General features: G+C 61.9%; 15 protein-coding genes and 1 other RNA gene. 7 read left to right on the forward strand and 9 right to left on the reverse strand.

The window, feature by feature from the left end; translation table 11 throughout:
* Positions 1 to 179: 179 nt before the first annotated feature.
* Entirely contained in the window at positions 180 to 707 is a 528-nt protein-coding gene (locus tag B2M20_RS01990; RefSeq protein WP_079445432.1) for a TIGR02281 family clan AA aspartic protease, read from the forward strand.
* A 254-nt stretch (positions 708 to 961) separates the two neighbouring features.
* Entirely contained in the window at positions 962 to 2,461 is a 1,500-nt protein-coding gene (locus B2M20_RS01995; protein ID WP_079445433.1) for a phosphomannomutase/phosphoglucomutase, read from the forward strand.
* A 120-nt stretch (positions 2,462 to 2,581) separates the two neighbouring features.
* Here B2M20_RS01995 and B2M20_RS02000 read toward each other — a convergent pair whose 3' ends face one another.
* The 3 genes from B2M20_RS02000 to B2M20_RS02010 form a co-directional block, all read right to left on the reverse strand.
* Entirely contained in the window at positions 2,582 to 3,091 is a 510-nt protein-coding gene (locus B2M20_RS02000) for an Lrp/AsnC family transcriptional regulator (RefSeq protein ID WP_079445434.1), read from the reverse strand.
* Positions 3,092 to 3,177: 86 nt separating this feature from the next.
* Complete coding sequence (locus B2M20_RS02005; RefSeq protein ID WP_079445435.1) at positions 3,178 to 4,101, reverse strand: sugar kinase; 924 nt, start codon at positions 4,099 to 4,101, stop codon at positions 3,178 to 3,180.
* Positions 4,102 to 4,159: 58 nt separating this feature from the next.
* Complete coding sequence (locus B2M20_RS02010) at positions 4,160 to 4,609, reverse strand: HIT domain-containing protein (RefSeq protein ID WP_079445436.1); 450 nt, start codon at positions 4,607 to 4,609, stop codon at positions 4,160 to 4,162.
* Positions 4,610 to 4,744: 135 nt separating this feature from the next.
* Between B2M20_RS02010 and ffs the strand changes: the two genes are divergently transcribed.
* From ffs to recR, 4 genes are all read left to right on the forward strand, one after another.
* Positions 4,745 to 4,841, forward strand: an RNA gene (gene ffs / locus B2M20_RS02015) — signal recognition particle sRNA small type.
* 117 nt (positions 4,842 to 4,958) lie between these two features.
* The gene (locus tag B2M20_RS02020) at positions 4,959 to 6,797 is read left to right on the forward strand and encodes a DNA polymerase III subunit gamma/tau (protein WP_079445437.1); all 1,839 of its coding nucleotides are present in this window, start codon (positions 4,959 to 4,961) and stop codon (positions 6,795 to 6,797) included.
* Positions 6,798 to 6,857: 60 nt separating this feature from the next.
* Positions 6,858 to 7,178 (forward strand): YbaB/EbfC family nucleoid-associated protein, encoded by a 321-nt coding sequence (locus B2M20_RS02025; RefSeq protein WP_079445438.1) that lies wholly within the window; start codon positions 6,858 to 6,860, stop codon positions 7,176 to 7,178.
* A 188-nt stretch (positions 7,179 to 7,366) separates the two neighbouring features.
* Positions 7,367 to 7,972: a recombination mediator RecR gene (recR, locus tag B2M20_RS02030; RefSeq protein ID WP_079445439.1), complete on the forward strand. Its 606-nt coding sequence runs from the start codon at positions 7,367 to 7,369 to the stop codon at positions 7,970 to 7,972.
* A 40-nt stretch (positions 7,973 to 8,012) separates the two neighbouring features.
* On the opposite strand, the gene gloB is transcribed toward recR, so the two are convergent.
* Positions 8,013 to 8,780, reverse strand: a complete 768-nt coding sequence (gloB, locus tag B2M20_RS02035; RefSeq protein ID WP_079445440.1) for a hydroxyacylglutathione hydrolase — start codon at positions 8,778 to 8,780, stop codon at positions 8,013 to 8,015.
* Positions 8,781 to 9,114: 334 nt separating this feature from the next.
* Here gloB and B2M20_RS02040 point away from each other — a divergent pair, with 334 nt between their 5' ends.
* The gene (locus B2M20_RS02040; RefSeq protein ID WP_079445441.1) at positions 9,115 to 9,855 is read left to right on the forward strand and encodes a methyltransferase domain-containing protein; all 741 of its coding nucleotides are present in this window, start codon (positions 9,115 to 9,117) and stop codon (positions 9,853 to 9,855) included.
* Between the two features lie 55 nt (positions 9,856 to 9,910).
* On the opposite strand, the gene B2M20_RS02045 is transcribed toward B2M20_RS02040, so the two are convergent.
* The 5 genes from B2M20_RS02045 to B2M20_RS02070 form a co-directional block, all read right to left on the reverse strand.
* Positions 9,911 to 10,615 (reverse strand): DUF4167 domain-containing protein, encoded by a 705-nt coding sequence (locus tag B2M20_RS02045; protein ID WP_079445442.1) that lies wholly within the window; start codon positions 10,613 to 10,615, stop codon positions 9,911 to 9,913.
* Between the two features lie 468 nt (positions 10,616 to 11,083).
* Entirely contained in the window at positions 11,084 to 11,980 is an 897-nt protein-coding gene (gene prmC / locus B2M20_RS02055; RefSeq protein WP_079445444.1) for a peptide chain release factor N(5)-glutamine methyltransferase, read from the reverse strand.
* A gap of 69 nt (positions 11,981 to 12,049) precedes the next feature.
* Positions 12,050 to 13,126, reverse strand: coding sequence for a peptide chain release factor 1 (gene prfA / locus B2M20_RS02060; protein WP_173815890.1), 1,077 nt, complete (start codon positions 13,124 to 13,126; stop codon positions 12,050 to 12,052).
* A 244-nt stretch (positions 13,127 to 13,370) separates the two neighbouring features.
* Positions 13,371 to 15,638 carry a phosphoenolpyruvate--protein phosphotransferase gene (ptsP, locus tag B2M20_RS02065; protein WP_079445446.1) on the reverse strand — a complete coding sequence of 756 codons (2,268 nt, stop codon included), beginning with the start codon at positions 15,636 to 15,638 and terminating at the stop codon, positions 13,371 to 13,373.
* Positions 15,639 to 15,919: 281 nt separating this feature from the next.
* On the reverse strand, positions 15,920 to 17,173 hold the full coding sequence (locus tag B2M20_RS02070) for an aspartate kinase (RefSeq protein ID WP_079445447.1): 1,254 nt from the start codon (positions 17,171 to 17,173) through the stop codon (positions 15,920 to 15,922).
* Between the last annotated feature and the right edge of the window lie 177 nt (positions 17,174 to 17,350).

Genomic DNA, 17,350 nt, shown 5'->3' on the forward strand with positions numbered 1-17,350 from the left:
CCGGTACCCACTTCGCTCGAAAACGCTATAGGTACTTTCCCGATCGGCCGCACAGCTCCGCGCGCGTGTTAACGCTTCGCTCATCCTTATTGGCACAAATAGCAGCTTCGCCATTGCTCGTAGCCGGCTGGTGGCGGTCGCGAGATCGCCGCGTCGTCATTTGTCAGTGAGTGTGCGCCATGCGTAATCTGATAATTCTTGCCGCGCTTCTGATCGGCGCCGGCTCCTATATGGCGCAACTGGCTGACGAGATGACCACGTCCGCAGCCGCGCGGCCCACCACGTCGACGCAGCCGACGGCGTTCGCCGCGCTTCAGGATAATGCCCAGGCCGGCATCCGCAGCATTAGCATTGCACGCGACGGCCGGGGCCACTTCCAGACAGAAGGCCGAATCGACGGCCAGCGCATCGGCTTCATGGTCGACACCGGTGCCTCCGTCGTCGCGCTCAACGAAAGCTCGGCCGCGCGGCTCGGCGTGCGGCCCTCGCAGAACGACTACACGACGACGGTGACCACGGCCAACGGCAAGCTCAAGGCGGCGCGTACCCGGCTCGCCATGGTCGACATCGGCGGTCTCATCGTGCGCGATGTCGATGCCATGGTGCTGCCCGACGAAGCGCTGTCGGAAAATCTGCTTGGTTTATCTTTTTTGTCTAAACTCAAGCGCTTCGAATTCGCGAACGGGCGGATGATGCTGGAACAGTAATTCGGCATCGGCGTCGGGGTTGACGCGTGTCGTTTTGCCGTCGCGAATTATGCCGCAATTGCCGTTCACAGACCTGTAGCGTTTTTAAGCGAAGTGGGTACCGGTTCGCGTCAAAGAAAACGCGTTAAAATAACAAGCTTGAGCCCGGCTTTGATGTCATCAAAGCAGGAATAGTTCTAGCTCCCGCATTCCAGCAGCAGTGGTATCGCCAGCGCTGCATTTCCTCATGTCCTTTCCTTGAGAGGCCCATCCGCATGTTTCCGAAGCCGAAACCCGTTCTGGCACCGAACACCTATGCCTATGAATCCGAGCCGATGGTGAAGGCGACCGGCTTTCGCGAATATGACGCGCGCTGGCTGTTCGGCAAGGAAATCAACCTGATGGGCATCCAGGCATTGGGCATGGGCCTTGGCACGCTGATCGGCGAACTCGGCCAGAAGAAGGAGATCGTCACCGGTCACGATTTCCGCAGCTATTCGTCCTCCATCAAGTACGCGCTGATCTCCGGCTTGTTGGCGTCGGGCTGCAAGGTTCACGATATCGGACTTTGCATGACGCCGATGGCATACTTCGCGCAGTTCGAGCTCGACGTCCCCTGCGTCGCCATGGTGACGGCCTCGCATAACGACAATGGCTGGACCGGCGTCAAGATGGGCGCCAACCGGCCACTGACGTTTGGGCCAGACGAGATGACGCGGCTCAAGGAAATCGTGCTCGGCGCTGCCTTCGCCACCAGGGCGGGCGGCTCCTATGAGTTTCACGACAGTTTCCCGGCGCGCTACATCGCTGATCTGACGAAACGGCCGAAACTGAAGCGCAAGCTGAAGGTCGTGGTGGCCTGTGGCAACGGTACCGCCGGCGCCTTCGCGCCGCAGGTGATGGAGGCGATCGGCTGCGAGGTGATCCCGCTGGATACCGAGCTTGATCACACCTTTCCGAAGTACAATCCCAATCCCGAAGACATGAAGATGCTGCACGCGATCCGCGACGCGGTGCTCGAACACAAGGCCGACGCCGGTCTCGGTTTCGACGGCGACGGAGATCGCTGCGGCGTGGTCGACAACACCGGCGAGGAAATCTTCGCCGACAAGGTCGGCGTGATGCTGGCGCGCGACATGTCGGCGATCCACAAGGATGCGCATTTCGTGGTCGATGTGAAGTCCACAGGATTGTTTGTCACTGATCCGGTATTGCAGCAGCAGGGCGCGCGGACGACCTACTGGAAAACCGGCCACTCCTACATGAAGCGGCGCACCAATGAGCTCGGCGCGCTCGCTGGTTTCGAAAAATCCGGGCACTTCTTTTTCAACGCGCCGATGGGCCGGGGTTACGACGACGGACTGATCTCGGCGATCGCTGTGTGCGAGATGCTCGATCGCGCAGCGGGCAAATCGCTGGCAGATCTGAAGGACGCCTTGCCCAAAACCTGGTCCTCGCCGACCATGTCGCCGCATTGCGCCGACGAGGCCAAGTACGGCATCGTTGACAGCGTGGTGAAGCATTTCGAGGCGGCCAAGGCCAACGGCGACAAGATCGCCGGCCAGCCGATCCGCGATCTCGTCACCGTCAACGGCATCAGGGTGACGGCGCAGGATGGAAGCTGGGGGTTGGTGCGGGCGTCATCGAACAAGCCAGAGCTTGTTGTGGTGGTCGAAAGCCCGGTCTCCGAGCAGCGGATGCGCGATATGTTCGAGGTGATGGACAGCGTGCTGCGTACCCATCCCGAGGTCGGCGAATACAATCAGAAGATTTGAGGTCGTCCGTCATTGCGAGCGAAGCGAAGCAATCCAGGCGGCAAAAAAGAACTGGATTGCTTCGTCGCCAACGCTCCTCGCAATGACGTGGCAGAGCATTTCCGACGAAGGCCGTGCCGACTACACTGCGCTTGCCGCCGGCACCGGCAGTGCCGTCACCGATTTGATCTTCTCCATCGCGAATCGGGAGGTGACGTTCTTCAGCGCGACCGAACTAATCAGCTTCTTGTAAAAGAGGTCGTAGCTCGCCATGTCGGCGACCACGACGCGCAGCATGTAATCGACGTCCCCCGCCATGCGGTAGAGCTCCATCACCTCGGGCATCGCGCGGACCGCATTGGCGAAGGTTGTTAGCCACGTATCCGAGTGGTCTCCGCTTTCAACCGATACGAACACTGTTATGCCGAGCCCGATCTTGTTCTGATCGACCAGCGCCACGCGGCGCAGAATGATGTCGTCGGCTTCGAGCCGCTGGATACGCTTCCAGCAGGGCGTCGAGGACAAACCGACCCGGTCGCCGATCTCGGCTACCGACAGGGATGCGTCCTCCTGGAGCACGGTGAGAATCTTGCGGTCGATGGCGTCGAGGCGGCGACCGGATTCAATGGTCTGAAGGGCAAGATCGCTCATGGCTAGAACATTATTCCAATATTGAGGTTATTCAAGCTCATATATAGAAAAATATTCCAATGCAAGTGTCGTCAGCGGGGCTCGGCTCAGTTCGAACCGCCGTGCTCTAAAAAGGCTTCCACTTCAGCACGTTGCGGGCAGGCGAAGGCGCCGCCGAAGCGGGTGCATTTGATGGCGGCTGCGGCGGAGGCGAACCTGAGTGCGTCTTCAAGATCCTGATTCTCGGTCATGGCGAGAGTGAAAGCGCCATGGAAGACGTCTCCGGCGCCCAATGTGTCCACGGTGTGGACGGGGAAGGCGGCGGTCTGGCGGAGGCCGCCGCCATTCGGATCGAGCCACACTGTTCCTTGGGAGCCGCGCGTTCCGGCTAGGAAGGATGGAGTGACCTTGGCGAGCTTCTGCAATGCCGCCGCGTCGTCGGCGATGTCGGCAGTGGCCTGAAGGGCTTCACTCGAGAAAATCAGATGTGAGGATGCAGTGAGCAGACCCTCGCGCATTGACATGGCGGAATCGACATCGATCACGACCGGGATGCCGCGGCGCCGCGCTTCAGCGCAAAGACCGGTGCAGAACGCCGCGCATCGACTTTCAGCAAGGATGGCGTCGCAATCGCTGAGCATCCTGTCAGCCTCGGGTAAACGCACTTTCCACAATTCGGGATCGCGGAAGGTGATGATGGTTCGCTCGCCGCCCGGATCGATCATGACGGTGGAGATCGGCGTCACCAGACCGGGCATGTGAACGATGTCCTGCATCGCGATGCCGAGCTCCGCCGCCTTGTCGAAGATGTAGCGGCTGGATGTTTCGCCGGCGTCCCCCATGGGGCCGCAAAACGCCACTCCGCCATCGAGTCGGGAAATGGCGACCGCCGCGTTGAATGCGTTGCCGCCGGCGATTTCCTCGAAGCGCTCGGCGCCGATTTTCAAGCCGCGTTTCGGGAGGCCTTGCACGTGAAAGGTCAGGTCGCGCACTGGCATGCCAATACACAGGATGCGTGGCTTTTTCATCATGCGGAAATCCTTGCCAATGAGGAAGATCGGGACAAGCGGTTAAACCGGCAGGTTTTGCTCAGGTTCCGTCGGCCGGAATTCTAACAATGGTCTCACCGAGCCCTGTCCTGCGCCTGATAGCACCCAAGAATGCTTCGAGTTCTGCTGCCTTGTATGCGAGCGCGGGCGCCACGCCCCAGACCGGGCGGGGCCATGCAAAGTCTCCTTTGCGACGCGCGATGATATGGACGTGAAGCTGGGGCACCTGATTGCCGAGCGCGGCCACGTTGAGTTTGTCGCAACCTGTGATGTCCTTGAGTGCTTCTGACGCCTGACCGATCTCCGTCATCAAGAGTGCGCGATCGTCGCGATCAAGGTCGATGATCTCGATCGCACCAGCTCGTCTTGGCACCAGAATAAGCCAGGGATAGCTGGCATCCTTGCTGAGCAGCAGACGGCTGAGCGGCAGGTCGCTGATGGAGACCGTGTCCTCCTCCAGCTGCGGGTGAAGCGACCAGGCTTCGGACATCGTTCGCGGACACTTTTTGAGGACGGCCGATGCAAACTGGCGCGGCGATCCGCCGAGGTCAATGGTTCAGACGGCTCGTTCCGGGGTCGTCCTCGCTGCTTGCTTTCCTGGGCTTTTGGCCCCAAATAGGAATTGGGAGATTGGCGGTGGACGAGCCACTCGCCAACCGGGTCAGATCCGGAAGGAAGCAGCCCTAACGAGGTCCGGATCGGGTCGCTCGTCAGTCTCCTACCTCTTTTGGGCGAACCATGTTTTTCGGAAATCTTGCCAGCGCCGGATAGGCGCGGTCCGAAGGTTCGCTTCGTTGTTCCGCAAGCCGGCTTCGAGAGAGAAAATTGCGGATCGCTCAATGACCGATGCTGGCCATCCCTCAACGCTCCCCGATGACGCCGCCGGTCAAACCGGCCTCGACCTCGGCGTGATACCATCGGAAACGAGCGCGCAGTACCGGGTGCTGGCGCGCAAGTACCGCCCCTCCAGCTTTGACGACCTCATCGGACAGGAGGCGCTGGTGCGCACGGTGTCCAATGCGTTCGAAACGGGGCGGATTCCGCAGGCCTGGATCCTGACCGGCGTGCGCGGCGTGGGAAAAACCACCACCGCGCGTATTCTTGCCCGCGCGCTGAACTACGAGCTTGCGGACGGCTCGGTGCAAGGACCGACGATTCGGATGCCGCAACTCGGCGTTCATTGTCGGGCCATTATGGAAAGCCGGCATATCGATGTGCTGGAGATGGACGCGGCCTCTCATACCGGCGTCGATGACGTCAGGCAGATCAACGACAGCGTGCGCTATGCGCCGTCGAGCGCTCGCTACAAGGTCTATATCATCGACGAAGTTCACATGCTTTCGACGGCGGCCTTCAATGCGTTCCTGAAGACGCTGGAGGAGCCGCCGGAGCACGCGAAATTCGTGTTCGCGACCACCGAGATCCGGAAGGTTCCGGTGACGGTGCTGTCGCGCTGCCAGCGGTTTGATCTCCGACGTGTCGAAGCCGAGGTGCTGATGGCGCACCTCACCAATATTGCGGCGAAAGAGAACGTCGAGGTGGAGCCGGAGGCGCTCGGCATCGTGGCGAGGGCGGCCGAAGGCTCGGTGCGCGATTCCCTGTCGCTGTTCGATCAGGCCATCGCCCATGCGGCTGGCGTGGTTCGGGCCGATGCTGTACGGCAAATGCTGGGACTTGCTGACCGTACGCGGGTCATCGATCTGTTCGAGGCACTGGCGCGAGGCGACATCGCGAGCGCATTCGGCGAGTTTCGCGACCAGTACGATACCGGCGCCGATCCGGTCGTGGTGCTCAGTGATCTGGCCGAGTTCGTCAACTTCGTAACCCGCGTCAAGATTGTTCCGGCGATCGCCGACAATGTCTCATTCGGGGAAACGGAGCGTCTGCGCGCTCGCGATTTTGCCGTGAAACTGTCGATGCGCGTGTTGTCGCGGATGTGGCAGATGCTGCTGAAAGGGATCGCAGAAGTTCAGGGCGCGACGCGGCCGGCGGCCGCGGCCGAGATGGTGCTGGTGCGCATCGCCTATGTCGCGGACCTTCCGCCGCCCGATGAGGCGATCCGGCTGCTGGATCGCAATGGCGGCGAATCGCCAGTTGTCCCGAACAACGCCGCGCCGCCCAGATCGAGCTCAGGATCGGTGTCATCCGCCCGATCGTCGGCTGCGCGTTCATTGTCGCAGCGCGCCGCAGCAGAACCGGCTCGCCCGCAAGCCATCGCGCTGGTGGCCGATAGAGCGGATGCGAGTCCGGTGACGGCCATCGAAAGCTTTACCGAACTCGTGGCGCTCGCCGGCGAAAAACGCGATTTGATTATCAAGGCGGCGCTCGAGGCCGACATGCGGTTAGTCCGGATGGAGGACGGCCGGCTTGAGATCGCGCTGGAGCGCAGTGCGGCGCGCACGCTGGTGAACGATCTTTCGCGCAAGCTGGAACAGTGGACAGGCCGGCGCTGGACGGTGATCGTTTCCAACGAGCCGGGCCAGCCGACATTGCGCTCCCAGGCGTTGCTGCAAAAAAACGAACGGGAGCGCGCCGCTGAGGCCGACCCGCGCGTGCAGGATGTGCTGGCGCGTTTTCCCGGTGCCAAAGTGGTCGAGGTACGCAAGTTCGCTTTGTCCTCGCCGGATTCCGATGCCGCTCCTGACGAGCCGGCCGACGATCTCGACAGCAACGATTAGGGCCTTTCCGCTTCTGGTACCAGGAAGCGGAAAGGCTCCAGCAAGAAAAGGAACTTTTTGATGGCTGATTTTCTCGGCATGATGAAGCAGGCGGCTCAATTCCAATCCAAGATGAAGGCGATGCAGGACGAGCTCGACCACATTGAGGTCGAGGGCACGTCCGGCGGCGGTCTTGTCACTGTGCGGATGACCGCCAAGATGGATGTCAAGGGGATCTCGATCGATCCGTCTCTAATTAAGCCAGACGAACGTGAAATTCTCGAAGATCTTGTCGTGACCGCGCTTGGCGATGCGCGCCGTAAGGCGGAGGTCGCAATGCAGGAGAAGATGCAGACATTGACCGGCGGCCTTGGTCTGCCGCCCGGCCTGGGTTTCTCGTGATCGGTAGCACGATGCGAATGCTGAAATCGGACCACTCAGGTTTGCGTGAAGAAGACGCGTCAGATCAATCATAGTAGCCATGCTTCTGATTCTGTCAGAAGCGAAAAAGGCGCTAGTGTCCTTCGAATCGAAATTCGCGAAGAGGCGCAGTGCACTTTGGCGAATTTCGGATTCGGAAACCCTAAGAGATGCCGACCGCCGTCACCGGACCTGAGATCGATCGTTTGATCCAGTTGCTTGCGCGGCTGCCGGGGCTTGGCCCGCGCTCGGCGCGGCGGGCGGCGCTGCATCTGATCAAGAAACGCGAGGCGTTGATGACGCCTCTGGCAGGCGCGCTGCAGGTTGCAATCGACAGGATCCGGGTCTGCGAAACCTGCGGTAACATCGACACCCGCAGCCCCTGCACGGTCTGCACGGATGCCCGGCGCGATCCGTCTATCATCGTCGTGGTTGCCGATGTGGCGGATCTCTGGGCGCTGGAGCGCGCCGGCGCCACCAACGGATTCTATCACGTGCTGGGAGCGACGCTGTCACCGCTCGATGGCGTCGGTCCACAGGACCTGACGATCGATGCGCTGGTGTCGCGGGCGCATGATCCGCGTGTAGCGGAAATCGTCCTGGCGCTGAACGCGACCGTCGACGGCCAGACCACAGCGCATTACATCACCGATCTGCTTGGCGACGCCAACGTGAAGGTCACGCGGCTCGCCCACGGCGTTCCAGTGGGGGGTGAACTCGATTATCTCGATGAAGGGACGCTGTCGGCCGCGATGCGACAGCGCACGCTATTTTAGCTGGTGGTGTCGGCCCGGCGCGGGCATGAACATCATACGCTCACGACTTGTTCTTGCGTTCGCGTAACTCGGTGAACACGTCGGCTCCGCTGGCTCCTTTCATGTGCACGCCGGCCGCCACCGCAGGATCGTCGGCGCGCAGGAACACGTTGGCCTTCTTTTCCTCGCCCATCAGGGTCGGCACCGTCGGCTTGCCCTCGGCGCGCAGCCGCGTGACCTCCTCGGCGCGGGCCTTGAGAACCGGATTATTCGGCTCGATGGTCAGCGCGAATTTCACGTTTGATGCGGTGTATTCGTGGCCGCAATAGAGCCGGAAATCGTCGGGCAGCGCGCGCAGCTTCAAAAGCGAGTCCCACATCATTGGATAGGTGCCCTCGAAAACCCGGCCGCAGCCGATCGAGAACAGAGTATCGGCGGCGAAGACCACCTTCTCGTCGTCGAACACGTAACTAACGTGGTCCAGCGTGTGACCGGGCGTTTCCAGCACGCGTCCCAGCAGCGTTCCGACCTTGACGATGTCGCCCTGGCCGACTCGCAGATCGACGTTGGCAATTCCGGCGCCCCTGTCATGCGGTGCGACCACCCGGCAGTTGTATTTCTGTTTCAGTTTCGTGATGCCGCCGACATGATCGCTGTGATGATGGGTGACCAGAATATCGGTCAGCATCCAGCCTTCGCGATCCAGCGCCTGGATGATCGGTTCGGCGTCCGGCGCGTCGATCGCGGCGGTCGCATCAGTTGCGGGGTCGTGAATCAGCGCGCCGAAATTATCGGTGAGGCAGGTGAACAGGCGGATATCGGCGGTCATGTCGTCTCCGTGAGTCCGAGAGGTCGACGCGAGTGTCCCGGCCGCGGAGTTCGCTCGTCGGACTTGCGGGGAAAATGACGCGAACTCCGGGAAAACCAGACTAGAACTATTCCGGCTTTGAGGGGATCGAGCCGCTCGAGCTTTTGTTTTGACACGTTATCTTGATCTTGCGGGATCCGTAGACATCCTCAGGTCGATCCCGAAGACATGCTCGCTCGGAAACGCTATAGCATAGGCAATTGCGTGGCGAAACAAGCCGTTAACGGCAGTTTACGATTGCACAAATCGGCAGGGCGGGGGTGCCCGGCTTGCCGGCAACATGGTAGATGTGGACATGGCGATCGACGTCATCGACCTTCGTGATTTCTACGCGCAACGTCTCGGCATGGTGGCCCGGCGGCTGATCAATCGCGCCATTCATGCACACTGGCCGAGTTTGGAGGGGCAGTGCGTGGTCGGCCTTGGCTATCCCACTCCTTACCTCGGTCTGTTCCGCGAGGAGTGCGAGCGCTGTATCGCCTTGATGCCGGCGGCCCAGGGCGTCTTGAAATGGCCGACGGCGCGGCCGGCGCTGGCGACCCTGGTCGATGAATTTTCGTTGCCGCTGCAGGACGCGGTCGCAGACCGGATCTTGCTGGTTCATGCGCTGGAAGTGTCGGACGATCCGGAAAGTCTCCTGCGCGAGGTGTGGCGAATTCTTTCGCCGTCTGGCCGAATGATGGTGATCGTTCCCAATCGCCGGGGTATCTGGACCCGTACCGATACAACGCCGTTCGGCCACGGTCAGCCTTATTCGCGCTCGCAGATCACTCAACTGCTGCGGCAGACATGGTTCACGCCGTCCGCCTGGGGCGAGGCGCTATTCGTCCCGCCGATCAATGGCAACTGGTTCCTGCGCTCGGCCGCGGCGTGGGAGCGCATCGGCGCGGCACTGTCGCTGCCGTTTGCCGGCGTTCACATCGTTGAGGCAACCAAGCAAGTTTACCGGCCCATTGCCGCGAAACGGGAGCACAGCCGGCTGATCCCGGTGTTGCAGCCAACGCTCGCGCCGTCCTCGTGTAACGCCGAGGAGTGATATATCCGATCGTGATCCGAGTGGTTCACCCGCCCAGAACAGGTGAGGTGAATCGCTATTCGTTTCCGGGATTGAAGTCCTCGCTCGGAGCCGGCGGCTGCACCATGCCGTCCGGCCGCGGGCCATGCGGACGTCGGCGACGGCGTGGCGGGAAGCGGTCGCTGCGCTCGCCGCCCTGATGGCCGTTGCCTTCGAACCGGCCGCCATTCACCTGCGGCTGAGATCCCGTAATGAACGACGGGAGGCGATCGACGCCGCCATTGTCGGCGGGCTCCATCGCCGGCCGGGGCTGACGATATTCTCGGGGCTGCTGCTGATCGCGCTGGTAGGGCTGCGCCTCGCGCTGATGATTGTCACGCGGTTGCTGAACCGGAACGAAGCCGGGCTCCGCTCCAAAATTCGAGTAGTTTTCGCTGTCGTCGTCACCCGCTTCATCCGTGACATCGACGTCGGTTCGCGGCTGTTGCTGCGGCTGGCTTTGGCGAAACTGTTCCTGCGCTGCGGCGATCAGGCGGAAATAATGCTCCGCATGTTGATAGTAGTTTTCGGCGGCCACGGGATCGCCGGATGAGCGAGCGTCGCGGGCGAGTTGGACGTATTTTTCGGCGACGTGAGAGGCGGTGCCGCGGATCTTGATGTCGGGGCCGTTGGATTCGAAAACCCGTGTCATCGGGTTCTGGCCGCGCCGGTTGTTATTGTTATTATTGTTATTATTGTTCCGGTTACGCATCCGCTTGTTGTTATTCTGACCGTTTCTCATGTCCCGCCTTCAGTTATCAGCCTTGAAGTTCCAGCTTTGAAGTTTTCGCTTGGGTATTTGGGTATTGCCCTGTCGTTTTGGTGCGATTTCCCGCCCCTCGACGCGGCCTACGCAAAGCGCGTATCGGCCGCCACTCATCTCCATAGCAAAGACGCGTTCCCGGGTCGCCGGCAGGCGCATGGCGCCAGCACGGCCAGATCATTCAGCCAGAGACTTCAAACTCAGGTTTTCTCGCGTGAGTGTTCAAGCGCAGTATTCAGGCTTTCGTTCGCTTCGCGGTCGCAAGCGGCGCAGCTCTCGGCCATCGCGCTCGATATGACCTGCCTTTAGGAACCGTTCACTCGGGCCGGTTTTCGTCCGAAAACTCTAAGGCTCACCAGCAGCAAAGCTGCGGGGCCAACCCGGGACCGATGATTGTGCATGAAACGTAATCGCTCCCGAGGGATATTCCAAGTGGTTTTTTATGGCTCAATCGGGCTTTCTAAGGGCAATCTTGCGGGCCACGATGGCGCGGCCGATACCCGCGAGATCAACCCTTGCCGATTCCATGACCGCCAACCCCGCCGCGGTCGCCAGCCGGCTGACGGCGCTGTCCTGACCTTGCCCGATCTCCAACACCAGGAGGCCGTCGGTCGCCAGCAGCGACACCGCCTGCGGCGCGATCCGGCGATAGGCATCAAGCCCGTCGCGGCCGCCGTCCAGTGCGAGATGCGGATCGTGGTCGCGTACCTCTGGCGACAGCATCGCGATGTCGGCCGACGGGATGTAGGGCGGGTTCGAGACAATCAGGTCGAATGGGCCTGACAGACCATCTCCATAATCGCTGACCAGGAATTGCGCGCGCGTCGTGAGGCCGACGCCTTGCGCATTGGTTCTGGCCGTGTCGAGTGCCGCGGCGCTCAGGTCGGTCCCGACGCCGGTGGCAGCCGGCAGTTCGGTCAGCAATGCGAGCAGGATCGCACCGCTGCCGGTGCCAAGGTCCGCGATGCGGAGCGCAGCTTGGATCCGGCCTTCAGCGCGGAGAACGTCAAGCGCGGCCTCGACCACGGTTTCAGTGTCGGCCCGAGGTACCAGCGTGTCCGCCGACAACTTCAGCGGCAGGCCCCAGAACTCTTTCTTTCCAAGAATGCGCGCCACGGGCTCGCCCGCAAGCCGGCGTTGTGCAAAAGCATCGAGGCGCGCCGCGTCATCCTCGTTGAGTCTCCGCAAGCCTTGCGCGATCAGTCCAGTAAGATCGAGGCCCAGCACTTCGCCGGTGAGTGTGCGGGCTTCGAGCGCGGCACTGTCGATCCCCGCGGCCGCCAAGCGTGCCGTCAGCATCCGCCGCGCGGACTCTATCGTCTCAGTGGCAAACGAAGCGGTCATGTGATCGCTTTTTCCCTCTCCCGCCAGGGAAGACGGAAAGAAAGACGCCGCGTCGCGATAGGGGAATGTTCACCGGCCACCTTCGGCTGCCAGCTGCGCGGCCTGATGCTCTGTGGTCAACGCATCGATCAATTCGTGCAGCGCGTCGCCGGCGATCACCTGCGGCAGCTTGTAAAGTGTCAGGTTGATGCGGTGGTCCGTGACGCGGCCTTGCGGAAAATTGTAGGTGCGGATGCGCTCGGAACGATCGCCCGATCCAACCTGATCCTTGCGGTCGGCCGAGCGCGCGGCATTGATGCGCTGCCGCTCGGCGTCGTAGATGCGGGAACGCAGGATATTCATCGCCGACGCGCGGTTCTTGTGCTGTGAGCGGCTGTCCTGCATGTTGACGACGATGCCAGTCGGGATGTGGGTGATGCGGATCGCCGATTCCGTCTTGTTGACGTGTTGGCCGCCTGCGCCCTGCGCGCGCATGGTTTCGATTCGCAGATCATCGGGCTTGATCTCCACATCGACCTCTTCGGCTTCGGGCAGCACCGCCACCGTGGCCGCTGAGGTATGGACACGTCCCTGCGCTTCGGTATCCGGCACGCGCTGCACACGATGCACGCCGGATTCAAATTTCATCTTGGCGTAGGCGCCGCGTCCCTGCACCTGAGCGACGATCTCCTTGTAGCCGCCCATGGTGCCCTCGCTTGCGGAGATCACCTCCACCTTCCATCCCAGCAGGGCTGCAAAGCGCTCGTACATTCGAAACAAATCGCCAGCGAACAATGAGGCCTCGTCGCCGCCGGTGCCAGCCCGGACTTCGAGCATGACGTTGCGTTCGTCCATCGCGTCCTTTGGCAGCAGTGCTACTCGGATACTCTGCATAAGTTCGTTGTTGCGCGCCTCCAGCGCGGGGCGCTCGGCCTCCGCCATCGCACGCATCTCAGCGTCCGTGGCGGGATCGGCGATCATCGCGTCGATTCCTGCAATCTCGGTCGTGACAGCGCGCCAGTTCCTGACGGCATCCACGATGGGATTGAGTTCCGCCAATTCGCGCGTCATCTGGACGTATCTGTCAGCACTGACCTGGCTCAGCAGCTCGTTTTCGAGCGCGGCGTGGCGAACCAGCAGGAGGTCGAGTTTGGCTTCGGGCAGCATTGTCAGAAGTGGCCTCTTTCCCCCTTCCCTTGCGGGAGAGGATGACGCGGACCACGTCCGTGCCGGGTGAGAAAGCTTTCGTACGTGACAGGCAAATTCGCTTTTCCCGCCCTCGCTTCACCATGGCCGATCCAAAGCATCGGTGTGTTCTGTGACGGCGGCCATTGGCCGCCCATGCACGCTCTTCCGCGAGGGGGGAGGGAAAACGACGTCCCGGTTCGGGAGACGATCACCGAAAAAAAGGTCACAGCGACAGCCCCTCGGCGTCGGCGAAGTTCTTGAGCTTGTCGCGGATCGAAATGCTGCCGGAGGGCGCTTCGAGCAGCGGCATGATGGCCGCCTCCGCCTTTTTGGTATCGAGATCGAGTATCATGGCCTTGACGGGACCGTGTGCAGTGGCCGAGAGCGAGAGCGAGCGATAGCCGAGCGCGATCAGAGCCAGTGCGCCCAGCGGTTGCGATGCCATTTCCCCGCATAGCGAAGCGGTTTTCCCCGCGGCCCGGGCCTTGACCACGATGTCGTGCAGCGCACGCAGGATCGGGGAGGAGAGCGTGTCGAAGCGGTTCGACACCTTGCTGTTTCCGCGATCGACTGCAAACATGAATTGAAACAGGTCGTTCGATCCAACGGAGACGAAATCGGCTTTCGCAAGCAATTCGTCAAGCTGGTACAACAGCGCGGGGACTTCGACCATGGTGCCGACGTCCACCCGTTCCGGCAGCGTGTGGCCATGCTGGCGAAGATAGGTAAGTTCGCGCTCGACGATGGCTTTGGCCTGATCGAATTCGGCGACTTCCGAGATCATCGGGAACATGATGCGCAACGCGCGACCGCCTCCGGCGCGCAGCAGCGCGCGAATTTGGCCGCGCAGCAGGCCGGGACGATCGAGCCCGAGCCTGATCGCGCGCCAGCCTAGCGCAGGATTTTCCTCAACTGCGGCTTCCATATAGGGAAGCGCCTTGTCGCCGCCAATGTCGAGGGTGCGGAACGTCACCGGCTTGTCCCCGGCGGCGTCCAGTACCGTGCGGTACAGTGCAAGCTGCTCGCTTGCGCGCGGCAGGCTCTGTCCGATCATGAATTGGAGTTCGGTCCGGAACAGTCCGATGCCAGAACAATTGGTATCCTCGATATGCGGAAGGTCGATCACGAGGCCCGCATTGATCATGAGATCGATCGGTTCGCCGTCCCTGGTGACGCAGGGTTTGTCGCGCAGGGCGATGTACTGCGCCTGCCGCCGGGCGCGAAAACGCACGCGCTCCGCATAGGCCGACTCGATTTCCGCCGATGGCCGCAGGTAAATCGAACCAGAGGTGCCGTCGACGATGATGGCGTCGCCGGGATCGGCGATTCCGACCGCGTTCGGCACCTCGCCGACGGCGGGGATGCCCAGCGCGCGCGCGACGATGGCAACGTGTGAGGTCGCCGTGCCTTCCTCCAGCACCAGTCCGCGCAGCCGCTTGCGGTCATAATCCAGCAGGGCCGCCGGTCCCATGGCGCGCGCGATCAGGATCGCGTTATCGGGAAGCTGCTCGCGGGAAGGCGCGTGATCTTGCCCGACCAGCTGTCGCATCAAGCGGTGGCCGAGATCCTCGAGGTCATGAAGGCGATCACGCAGATAAGGGTCGGTCGAGCGCAACATTCGCGCGCGGGTGTCCGATTGCACACGCTCAACAGCGGCCTCGGCCGTCAAGCCGGTTGCAACCGCCTCCTGTAGCCTGTGCGACCAGCCATGGTCGTTGGCGAACATCCGGTAAGCCTCAAGCACCTCGCGATGCTCGCCGCCGTCAGCAACGTCGCCGCGCTCCAGCAGGTGGTCGAGATCGGCGCGCAGCTTGGAGAGCGCCGTATCCAGCCGCCGGATCTCCTTTGGCACATCGTCGGCAATGTAGTTGGTGATGACGACGCGCGGTTCGTGCAGCACAACATGGCCCAGCGCGATGCCATCGGACAGGATCGCGCCAACCTGGTGGATTGTGTGGCGGGTGGCAGGCTCAAGGCCGGGCTGCGCGAGGGCAGCCAGTTCGCCGGAAGCGATCATCTCGGCGAGCACCATCGCCGTAGTCTGAAGCGCTTCGACCTCTTCCTCGACATAGGTGCGCTTGGCGCGATTCTGCACCACAAGCACGCCAAGCGTGTTGCCCGAGCGCAGGATCGGCACGCCGAGGAACGAATTGTAGATTTCTTCGCCGGTTTCAGGGTGGAACGAGAATGCCGGATGACTGCGTGCGTCCGACAGGTTCAGTGGCGTCGCTTCGCTTGCGACCAGGCCGACGAGGCCTTCGTGCGCGGTCAGAACGGTGCGATGCACGGCATCGCGATTGAGGCCTTCAGTCGCATAGAGTTCCAACGTGTTATCGACGCGCAGCACATAGGTCGAGCATACTTCCGCCACCATATTGGCGGCGATCAGCACCACGACCTTGTCGAGACGCTCTTGCGCGCTGACCCGCTCCGCCATGACCTCGCGGAGCCGTCTCAACAAGACGCGGGGGCCGCTCGACGCGCTCCGCATATCCCGGTCCCTTCCCCTGCGAGCCAGTTTTTGGATTAGCCTAAAAAACGACATTCCGCGTCAGAAGCGTAGCGCGATTGTCTGAAGTCGTTGCCCCAGCCGCAACGGCCATGTCATTCGCCGTATAGCCAATCGACGTCCATTTTGCCAAGCAAAACGCCTGCCGTTGAGGAGCACAAGGTCTGAAAAACGGCAACGGCGTTCGCGCTACAATGGGCTTCGCTGGGGCCGCGCCGCGCCGGCTCAGCCGAGGACGATGGAGGTGGCTGCAAGCGCGCGTTTCAGGTCTGATCGAGCCCGTAGAGCGTATGCAGGGTCCGTACCGCGAGTTCGGTATAGGCGGTATCGATCAGCAACGAGAACTTGATCTCCGAGGTCGTGATGGCGCGGATATTGATACCCTTGTCGGACAGCGCCTTGAACGCCTGCGCCGCGACGCCGGCATGGCTACGCATGCCGGACCCGATTACCGAGATCTTCGCGACGTCGGTGGCGCTGTCGAGGCGCGCATAACCGATCTTGTCCCTGGCGCCGGTGATGGTCTCCTTGGCGCGGGCATAGTCGGAGGCAGGCACCGTGAACGTCAGGTCGGTGGTCTTGCCATCCTCTGAGACGTTCTGGACGATCATGTCGACGTTGATATTGGCATCGGCAAGCGGGACAAAGATCGAGGCGGCGACGCCCGGCTTGTCCTCGATCTGGCGGACCGAGATCTGGGCCTCGTCCTTGGAGAAGGCTATCCCGGTAACGACGTGGCTTTCCATGATTTCCTCCTCGCCGCAGATCAGCGTACCCGGCGGCGTGCCATGGGGATCGATGTCCTCCGGCTTGTCGAAACTGGAGCGGACGAAAATCGGCATGTTCTGGGTCATGCCGAGTTCCACGGAACGAACCTGAAGCACCTTGGCGCCCTGCGATGCCAGTTCCAGCATGTCCTCGAACGCGATCCTGTCGAGCCGGCGCGCTTTCGGGACCACCCGTGGATCGGTGGTATAGACGCCGTCGACATCGGTGTAGATGTCGCAGCGGTCGGCGCGGATGGCAGCGGCGATCGCCACCGCCGAGGTATCGGAGCCACCGCGGCCAAGCGTGGTGATCCGGCCGGTCTGCGGGCTAATTCCCTGAAAACCGGCGATCACGGCAACCTCTTTGCGCTCCGTGAAGCGGTTGACCAGTTCACTGCCGTCGATTTCAAGAATGCGGGCCGAGGCGTGGGCGTCGCTGGTCTGAATCGGGATCTGCCATCCCTGCCATGAGCGTGCCTGAATGCCGAGCGCCTGTAGCGCGATCGCCAAAAGCCCCGAGGTGATCTGCTCGCCGGATGCCACCACGGCGTCGTATTCGCGCGCGTCGTGCATCGACGAAGCGTCCCTGCACCATGCCACCAGCTCGTTGGTCTTGCCCGACATCGCCGACACCACCACCGCGACGTCGTGGCCGGCATCGACCTCGCGTTTGACATGCCGCGCGACGTTGCGGATACGGTCGAGATTGGCGACGGAGGTGCCGCCAAATTTCATCACAAGCCGGCTCATGACGGGTGTGCGTTCCTAAGGCTCTCTACAAGAAGGCTCTGGATACAAGCCAACTCGATGAAATGCGAAAAGCGGGGGCGCACGGGCGAGAAGGCGCGTATACATAACGGGGCGGATGCGGGCAGGCAACCCGGCTTTCGGTCGTCCTGCGGCGGCCGGACGCTCCAGGGAACGGCG

Source organism: Nitrobacter vulgaris (genome assembly GCF_002028545.1).
Lineage (GTDB): Bacteria > Pseudomonadota > Alphaproteobacteria > Rhizobiales > Xanthobacteraceae > Nitrobacter > Nitrobacter vulgaris.

Excerpts from the sequence above, each read along its gene's own strand:
- B2M20_RS02045 (WP_079445442.1), bottom strand. The coding sequence starts at position 10,615 with ATGAGAAACGGTCAGAATAACAACAAGCGGATGCGTAACCGGAACAAT.
- B2M20_RS01990 (WP_079445432.1), top strand. The coding sequence starts at position 180 with ATGCGTAATCTGATAATTCTTGCCGCGCTTCTGATCGGCGCCGGCTCC.
- B2M20_RS02000 (WP_079445434.1), bottom strand. The coding sequence starts at position 3,091 with ATGAGCGATCTTGCCCTTCAGACCATTGAATCCGGTCGCCGCCTCGAC.
- prfA (WP_173815890.1), bottom strand. The coding sequence starts at position 13,126 with ATGCTGCCCGAAGCCAAACTCGACCTCCTGCTGGTTCGCCACGCCGCG.
- B2M20_RS01995 (WP_079445433.1), top strand. The coding sequence starts at position 962 with ATGTTTCCGAAGCCGAAACCCGTTCTGGCACCGAACACCTATGCCTAT.
- B2M20_RS02070 (WP_079445447.1), bottom strand. The coding sequence starts at position 17,173 with ATGAGCCGGCTTGTGATGAAATTTGGCGGCACCTCCGTCGCCAATCTC.
- B2M20_RS02040 (WP_079445441.1), top strand. The coding sequence starts at position 9,115 with ATGGCGATCGACGTCATCGACCTTCGTGATTTCTACGCGCAACGTCTC.
- prmC (WP_079445444.1), bottom strand. The coding sequence starts at position 11,980 with ATGACCGCTTCGTTTGCCACTGAGACGATAGAGTCCGCGCGGCGGATG.
- B2M20_RS02010 (WP_079445436.1), bottom strand. The coding sequence starts at position 4,609 with ATGTCCGAAGCCTGGTCGCTTCACCCGCAGCTGGAGGAGGACACGGTC.
- B2M20_RS02025 (WP_079445438.1), top strand. The coding sequence starts at position 6,858 with ATGGCTGATTTTCTCGGCATGATGAAGCAGGCGGCTCAATTCCAATCC.
- recR (WP_079445439.1), top strand. The coding sequence starts at position 7,367 with ATGCCGACCGCCGTCACCGGACCTGAGATCGATCGTTTGATCCAGTTG.
- ptsP (WP_079445446.1), bottom strand. The coding sequence starts at position 15,638 with ATGCGGAGCGCGTCGAGCGGCCCCCGCGTCTTGTTGAGACGGCTCCGC.
- B2M20_RS02005 (WP_079445435.1), bottom strand. The coding sequence starts at position 4,101 with ATGATGAAAAAGCCACGCATCCTGTGTATTGGCATGCCAGTGCGCGAC.
- gloB (WP_079445440.1), bottom strand. The coding sequence starts at position 8,780 with ATGACCGCCGATATCCGCCTGTTCACCTGCCTCACCGATAATTTCGGC.
- B2M20_RS02020 (WP_079445437.1), top strand. The coding sequence starts at position 4,959 with ATGACCGATGCTGGCCATCCCTCAACGCTCCCCGATGACGCCGCCGGT.